8 protein-coding genes are annotated in these 6,876 nt (G+C 71.0%); 6 read left to right on the top strand and 2 right to left on the bottom strand.

The genetic code is table 11. The features are described 5' to 3' along the window. A partial coding sequence (locus ACE3PU_RS14525; protein ID WP_374390813.1) for an isoaspartyl peptidase/L-asparaginase occupies positions 1–479 on the top strand: 479 nt, incomplete at its 5' end. Between the two features lie 73 nt (positions 480–552). Here ACE3PU_RS14525 and ACE3PU_RS14520 read toward each other — a convergent pair. Next, entirely contained in the window at positions 553–1,338 is a 786-nt protein-coding gene (locus ACE3PU_RS14520; protein ID WP_374390812.1) for a SapC family protein, read from the bottom strand. Between the two features lie 73 nt (positions 1,339–1,411). Then, positions 1,412–3,448 carry a TonB-dependent receptor gene (locus ACE3PU_RS14515; RefSeq protein ID WP_374390811.1) on the bottom strand — a complete coding sequence of 679 codons (2,037 nt, stop codon included), beginning with the start codon at positions 3,446–3,448 and terminating at the stop codon, positions 1,412–1,414. Positions 3,449–3,557: 109 nt separating this feature from the next. On the opposite strand from ACE3PU_RS14515, the gene ACE3PU_RS14510 reads away from it, so the two are divergent. The 5 genes from ACE3PU_RS14510 to rlmH all read left to right on the top strand — a co-directional run bounded on the left by ACE3PU_RS14510 (position 3,558) and on the right by rlmH (position 6,722). Then, positions 3,558–4,049 carry a Fur family transcriptional regulator gene (locus ACE3PU_RS14510; protein WP_374390810.1) on the top strand — a complete coding sequence of 164 codons (492 nt, stop codon included), beginning with the start codon at positions 3,558–3,560 and terminating at the stop codon, positions 4,047–4,049. Positions 4,050–4,051: 2 nt separating this feature from the next. Beyond that, positions 4,052–4,942, top strand: coding sequence for an alpha/beta fold hydrolase (locus ACE3PU_RS14505; protein WP_374390809.1), 891 nt, complete (start codon positions 4,052–4,054; stop codon positions 4,940–4,942). A gap of 75 nt (positions 4,943–5,017) precedes the next feature. After that, entirely contained in the window at positions 5,018–5,683 is a 666-nt protein-coding gene (locus tag ACE3PU_RS14500; protein WP_374390808.1) for a nicotinate-nucleotide adenylyltransferase, read from the top strand. A 144-nt stretch (positions 5,684–5,827) separates the two neighbouring features. After that, positions 5,828–6,253, top strand: coding sequence for a ribosome silencing factor (gene rsfS, locus ACE3PU_RS14495; RefSeq protein ID WP_374390807.1), 426 nt, complete (start codon positions 5,828–5,830; stop codon positions 6,251–6,253). Positions 6,254–6,257: 4 nt separating this feature from the next. Beyond that, positions 6,258–6,722, top strand: a complete 465-nt coding sequence (rlmH, locus tag ACE3PU_RS14490) for a 23S rRNA (pseudouridine(1915)-N(3))-methyltransferase RlmH (protein ID WP_374390806.1) — start codon at positions 6,258–6,260, stop codon at positions 6,720–6,722. Positions 6,723–6,876 lie beyond the last annotated feature (154 nt).

The following is a 6,876-nucleotide window of genomic DNA, read 5'->3' as shown; positions in this document are numbered from 1 at the left end:
GGGCGCCGGCGCCGGGCGCGCAGGCCCGCTTGCCCGCGCCGCCGTTGAACGAGCGGAAGTTCGGGACGGTCGGCGCCGTCGCTCTGGACGCCGAGGGGCGGCTGGCGGCGGGCACCTCCACCGGCGGCACGACCGGCAAGCGCTGGGGCCGGGTCGGCGACGTGCCGGTGATCGGGGCGGGGACCTACGCCTCCAACCGCGACGGCTGCGCGGTCTCGGCCACGGGGGATGGGGAGTTCTACATCCGCGCCACCGTCGCACGCGACATCTGCGCGCGCATCGCGGCGGGCGCTTCGGCCCGAGATGCCGGTCAGGCCGAGGTCGACGAAGCCCTGGCGCTGGGCGGATCGGGCGGGGTCATCGTCATGAGCCTCGGGGGCGCGCCCGCCTACGCCATGACCACCTCGGGCATGTATCGCGGCGCGGTGTCCTCGTCCGAACCGGCCCGGGTCGCCATCTACGCCGACGAGGAACGCTAGCCCCGCCTCCAGATAGCAAGACGCCCCGCCGGCGGACCGGCGGGGCGTCTGATCTTCAGGCCGAGCGGCTCGGTCAGGCGTTGGCGGCGACCGGGGTCTGGGCGGCGCGCAGCAGGGTCTTGGCGATCAGGCGATCCCAGCCCAGCAGCGACACCAGGTGGGCGTAGATCTGGCCCAGGGCGCCGTTGTCGCGCAGTTCGGCCAGCTTGTCGGCCGGCAGGGCCTTCAGCTTGTCCTCCGACACCGCATAGTATTCGGCCAGCTTCTGGGGCTCGCCCGGCGTGCCGTCGGCGTTGCGCGGGGTGAAGCTGGCTTCGCGCACCTCCAGCAGGCCCATGTCGTCCAGCAGCTTGACGAAGGACTCGGTGCGCTGGCGCTCCTGCTCGAAGCTGTTGCAGAAATCCATCGCCATCTTGACGTAGTCGCTGGCCTCGCCGTTGACGAACAGCGGGTTCTGGCCGCCCTCGGCGACGATGTCCGCGCCGCGGTCGATGCACAGGATCAGGCGCTGGTTGGCCTTGTCGTCGGCGAAGACGAAGGGAAAGCGGCGCACGAAGGCGGGGATGTAGGCGTCAGGCTCGAAGTCGCCGGCGGGCGAGACGAAGACGTTCTCGCCGGCGCGCAGGCCCATGACGGCCGCCGGCTGCTTCTGGGCGCCCATGAAGATGACCGGGTACGACAGGGCGGACGCGGCGAACTCGGTCACCGTCAGCGGCACGAAGTTGGTCTGACCCACGAAGGCGTAGGGCTTTTCGGCGGCGTTGACGCCCAGGGTTCCGTGCTGCGTGGGATCCAGCGGCTCCGGCTGCTTGTAGAAAAGGACGGCGCCTTCGAGCGGCGATTGGGTGGTGTCAGTCATTGAGGCCAGGACGCTCTGGAATGGAATGAGGCGGGCCTTCTAGCCCAGGCCCGCCTCATCGGCAAACCGCGCCTTAGAAGGCGTAGGTGACGCCCAGGCGCAGGTTGCGGCCGGGCAGGGGGGCGATGTCCTTCAGGAAGGAGGTGTGTTCGCGCGCCTCCTCGTCGGTCAGGTTGTGCGCCTCGGCGAAGAGGGTGACGTTCGGATTGGCGAACGGCCGCACGGCCCCCGAGAGGTTGACCATCGTATAGGCGTCGGTCGGCAGCTCGAAGTCGGCCAGCCGATCCTGCTCGCCCACGTGGCGCACCTCGCCGGTCAGATCCCAGCGCGGGCTGGTCCAGGCCAGACGGGCGGTGGCGGACCACGGCGGGATGCGGGCGGCGGGCCCCAGGTCGGTGTCGGCGTGAACGTAGTCGGCCGCGCCTTCCAGCGACACCTTGCGCGCGCCGCTTTCCCACAGGGCGTAGGCGGCCTCGGCCTCGAAGCCGCGGAACTCCGCGTCGGTCTGGACGAACTGGAAGATCGGGAAATACTCGTCCTCTTCCTCGAAATAGAACTCGTCGCCGGTGGCCCGCTCGTCGATGAAGCCGTCGTACCAGGACTGGTACAGGTGCAGGTCGCCGGTGAAGCGGCCGCGATCGTAGTGGATCGTGCCTTCCAGCGTCGTGACCTTCTCGTTGTCCAGGTCGATGTCGCCCGTCTCGTAGGCGTCGGTGGCGATGTGGACGCCGTCGGCGAACAGTTCGGTCTCGCTGGGCGCGCGCTCGGTGCGCGACAGGCTCACGCCCAGGAACAGGCCGGCCTGCGGGCGCAGGAAGGCGGCGACGGAGCCGGACCAGCTGTCGAACTCGCGTTCGACCTGGGTCGTCTCGCCGATGGGCGTGGCGGTCAGGGTGCGGCGGTCGTAACGCAGGCCGCCTTCGAAGCCGAAGCGATCGCGGTCGTAGCGCTGGACCGTATAGATCCCCTGCTCCTCGACATCGACGGTGGGCACGAAGGCTTCTTCGCCGATGGCCTCGAAATTGCGCTCCAGCGCCTGGACGCCGATGGCGCCGTTCCAGCCGTTGCGCGCGCGCTGGATCAGCTCGCCACGCGTCTCCCAGCCATCGGAGTTGAAGATGGTGCCCGGCTCGCCCGGCCCCTCGAATTCGGTGTGGGTGTAGTCGGCGTGGCCATAGGAGGCGCGGACCCGGGCGAAGGGACCGGCGTCGAACCGGTACTCGCCCCGGCCGTCCCAGCGCTGCTGCTCCAGGTTGATGAAGACGCCGGGCTCGGCGACGGTGCCGTATTCGCTTTCGGTCGACTTGTAGGACAGGCCGACGAAGCCCTTATCGCCGATGTAGGAGCCGCCGACGCCCCAGGCGTTCAGCTGGGACCAGCTGTTGGGCTGTGATCCGCCCTCGCCGCGTTCGATCCCCTCGGCCTCCGCCAGGATGCTGGAGACGGCGGGCGCGGGGATGTCGTAGTCGTCGGTCTCGCGCGTCGCGCCGTTGATGCTGAAGGCGAAGGGGCCCGCGCCGAAGGTGGCGTGGCCCGAGGCGCCCCGGCCGTCGTCGACGCTGGAGTATTGCGTCGAGATGCGGCCCTCCAGGCCGTTCTCCGGCTGCTGCTCGGGGATGCGGTCGTCGATGATGTTGACGACGCCGCCGATGGCCGAGCCGCCATAGACCAGGGTGGCCGGGCCGCGCACGATCTCGACGCGGTGCGCCTCGGCCGGATCGGTGGCGACGGCGTGATCGGGCGAGACGGAGGAGGCGTCGATCTGGCCCAGGCCGTTGGTCAGGACCTGGACGCGCGGGCCCGACAGGCCCCGGATCACCGGTCGGCTGGCGCCCGGCGCGAAATCGGTGGAGCGCACGCCCGGCATGCCGTTGACCAGGTCGCCCAGGGACACGGCCGGGGCGATGGCCAGCTGCTGCTCGTCGATCACGTCGGTGGCGATGGTGGTGGCGCGCTGGGTCACGCCGAAGGGGGTGGCGGTGACGATGACGTCGTCGACCTCGACCGGCTGGGACTGCGCCAGGGTCGGCTGGGCGAGGGCGCTCCAGCTCAGGGCCCCCAGCGCGACGGCGGACAGCAGCGGAGATCGGGTGACGGGAAGCGGACGCATGGACACAACTCTTCTCAGGCGGGGGGTCTTGTTCTGTTATGAGATAACATCACGAACCGTCAAGCCATGTTCGGTTGCGGCGGAGGCGGCCAGCCATTAGCTGTGGCGCATGGGTTCCGCCTGCGATCACGATCACGACCGGTCCGGCCTGCACGGCGGCGCCCTGTCGCGCGCGCTGGCGGCCGCCGATGCGCGATCGGTCCAGGCCGGCGAACGCATGACCGCCCCCCGCCGGCGGGTGCTGACGCTGCTTCTGGAAGCGGGAGAGCCGGTCAAGGCCTACGACCTGATCGCCCGCTTCGGCGAGGACGGCCAGGCCGCCAAGCCGCCGACCGTCTATCGTGCGCTCGAATTCCTGGAGAAGCTGGGTCTGGCGCACCGCATCGCCTCGATCAGCGCCTATGTCGCCTGCGCCGGACACGACGGCCAGGCCGCCCACGCCGCCGCCTTCCTGATCTGCGACTGCTGCGGGGCCACGGCTGAGATCAACGGGCCGGACCAGGGCGCCATCGACGCCGCGGCGGCGCAGGCCGGCTACGCCATCGCCCGCACCACCATCGAGGCGCACGGCCGTTGTCCAGCCTGTCGCGAGGCGGCGTGAGCATGGACGCAGCGCTGATGACCCCGCCCCGCCGCCTGACCGTTTCGATCGCGAACCGCTGGGGCGCCGGCGACATGACTGTGATGGACTTCGGCGATCAGAACCGGCCGGTCGATCTGGTGTTCTCGCACGCCAACGGCTTCAACGCCGCCACCTATCGCTCCCTGCTGGCGCCGCTGTCGGCCTCCTTGCGGATCTGGGCCCCGGACCTGCGGGGTCATGGACGGTCGAACCTGCCCACCTTCACGCGGCCCAAGACCAGCTGGCTGGACCATCGCGACGACCTGCTGTCGCTGCTGGAGACGATCGACGGGCCGCCGGTCGTGCTGGCGGGCCACTCGATGGGCGGGACGGCCTCGCTGCTGGCCGCGGCCGAGCGGCCGGACCGCGTCTCCAGCCTGGTGCTGTTCGACCCGGTCATCTGGAAGCGGTCCGCCGTGCTGGCCTTCAACCTGCCGTTCGTGCATCGGCTGGCCGGCCGCATCCCGATCGCCGCCGCGACCCTGCGCCGCCGCGCCGTGTTCGAAAGCCGCGAACAGGCCATGGCCGCCTATCGCGGGCGGGGCGCCTTCAAGGGCTGGCCGGACATGGTCTTGGCCGACTATCTGAGCGACGGACTGACCGAGACGGCCGAGGGCTTCGGTTTGACCGCGGCGCCGGCCTGGGAGGCGGCCAACTATGCGTCCCAGGCGCACGATCCGTGGCGGGCCATGCGGCGCTGTCGCGACCCCATCCGCATCCTCAAGGCCGAGCACGGCGCCCTGACCCATGTGCCGGCGCGGCCGCGCGGCCTGCCCCACGTCTCGGTAGAGGTCGTCGCGGGCGGCGGCCATCTGTTTCCCATGACCCACGCCGACGTCGCCCGCGACGCCCTGTTCGACGCGGCGGTGTAGCCCAGAAATCGGTAGGCTGATGGTTCGGCCCCATGATAAGGGCGCCGCTGAGCATAACGCCGATCGAGACGCCGATTGCCCTTCTTCCACGCCGGTTCCGCGCCCCGAGGCGCCGGCCCCCTTTCCGGGGCGCTGCGCGACGGCCTGATCCTGAGCCCGGGCATGAAGGTCGGTCTGTTCGGCGGCTCGTTCAATCCGGCTCACGACGGCCACGCCCATGTCGCCGAGACCGCGATGCGCCGACTGGGCCTGGACCGGGTCGTCTGGCTGGTCTCGCCGCAGAACCCGCTGAAGGACGCGCGCCACAGCGCCCCGCTGGCCGAGCGCATGGCCTCGGCCCGGGAACACGCCCACGGCCCGGCGATGATCGTCTCGGACTTCGAGAGCCGCGTCGGCGTGCGCTGGACCGTCGACACCCTGCGCGCCCTGGTCGCGCGCCATCCGGGGGTGAACTTCGTCTGGCTGATGGGCTCCGACAACCTGGCCGATTTCCACCGCTGGCGGGGCTGGACGGACATTATGCGGCTGATGCCGGTGGCGGTGATCGCCCGGCCGGGGTCGCTGCTGGACAGCCGCACGGCGCCGGCGGCCGCGCGCTTCTCGCCCTTCCGCGTCCCGGCCGCGCAAGCCGGCCTGCTGCCCAGCCTCAAGGCGCCGGCCTGGACCTATCTGACGGCGCCGCTGAACCCCCGGTCCTCCACCGCCATACGGGCGGCGCGGGCGGGCGAAAAGGGCGCGTGATGCGACTGTGATCGGGGCGCCGGTTCACGATCCGGCCCATCCGTGCTAGAGGGCTGCTTTAGTCAACGCTCCCGGAGCCCTCCGCTGACCCCCTCGCCCGCGTACGATACGCAAGACGCCGCCGTCTCCAACACGGCGCACGAGATGGACGCTATCGAACCTCTCCATTCCGAAGACGGTTTTGAATCCGACGGTCCCGTCGGCGAATCCGCCCCGCGCCCGATCGGCGCGACCCCGCTCGAAGAAGCCCTGCTGAGCCGCCTGGACGACGACAAGGCGCAGGAGATCGTCCTGATCGACCTGAAGGGCAAGAGCGCCATGGCCGACACCATGATCGTCGCGTCAGGCCGCTCGCACCGCCACGTCGGCGCCATCGCGGACCACCTGCTGCGCACGCTCAAGGAACAGGGTCTGGGCCGGGCCAAGGTCGAAGGCCTGCCGCATTGCGACTGGGTGCTGATCGACGCTGGCGACGTCATCGTGCACCTGTTCCGCCCGGAAGTGCGCACCTTCTACAACATCGAGAAGATCTGGGCGGTCGATTCCGCCCACCGCACCGCGCGCGACTGATCTCGTGAAGCTGGGCATCGTCGCCATCGGCCGGCCGGGCCGCGGGCCGGAGGCGACGCTGGCCGACGACTACGCCCGGCGCGCCACCCTGGCGGGGCGCGCGCTCGGCCTCGGCCCCCTCGAACTGATCGACCTGGAGCCGAAGAAGCCGGGCAAGGCGCCGGAGGCCGAGCTGATCCTGGCCGCCGCCGAGGGCGCGCATCTGATCGCCTGCGACGAGCGGGGAAAGACCTATTCCTCGCGCGCCTTCGCCGACCATGTCGCCCTGCTGCGCGACCGGGGCGAGCGGCGGCTGGTGTTCGCGATCGGCGGAGCCGACGGGCTGGACGCGAGCGTGCGCGCGGCGGCCGGATCGACCCTGGCCTTCGGGCCCCAGACCTGGCCCCACGCCCTGGCCCGCGCCATGCTGGCCGAACAGCTCTATCGGGCCGTGACCATTCTGGCCGGATCGCCCTATCATCGCGACTGAGATGCGTCGCGCCGCCCTTCCCCTCCTGCTGCTGGCGGCCGTGTCCGTCGCGCCCGCCGCCTCGGGCCGTCAGGCGCCGGAGAGCGAGCTGTCGCGCCTGCAGGCCGAGTTCCGCGACGAGACCGCCCGCGCCCGGCGGCTGCGCGCCGACGCT

The organism is Brevundimonas sp., from assembly GCF_041911375.1.
Lineage (GTDB): Bacteria > Pseudomonadota > Alphaproteobacteria > Caulobacterales > Caulobacteraceae > Brevundimonas.
Note: the sequence above shows the minus strand (reverse complement) of the source record. Positions and strands in the feature narration are given on the sequence as shown.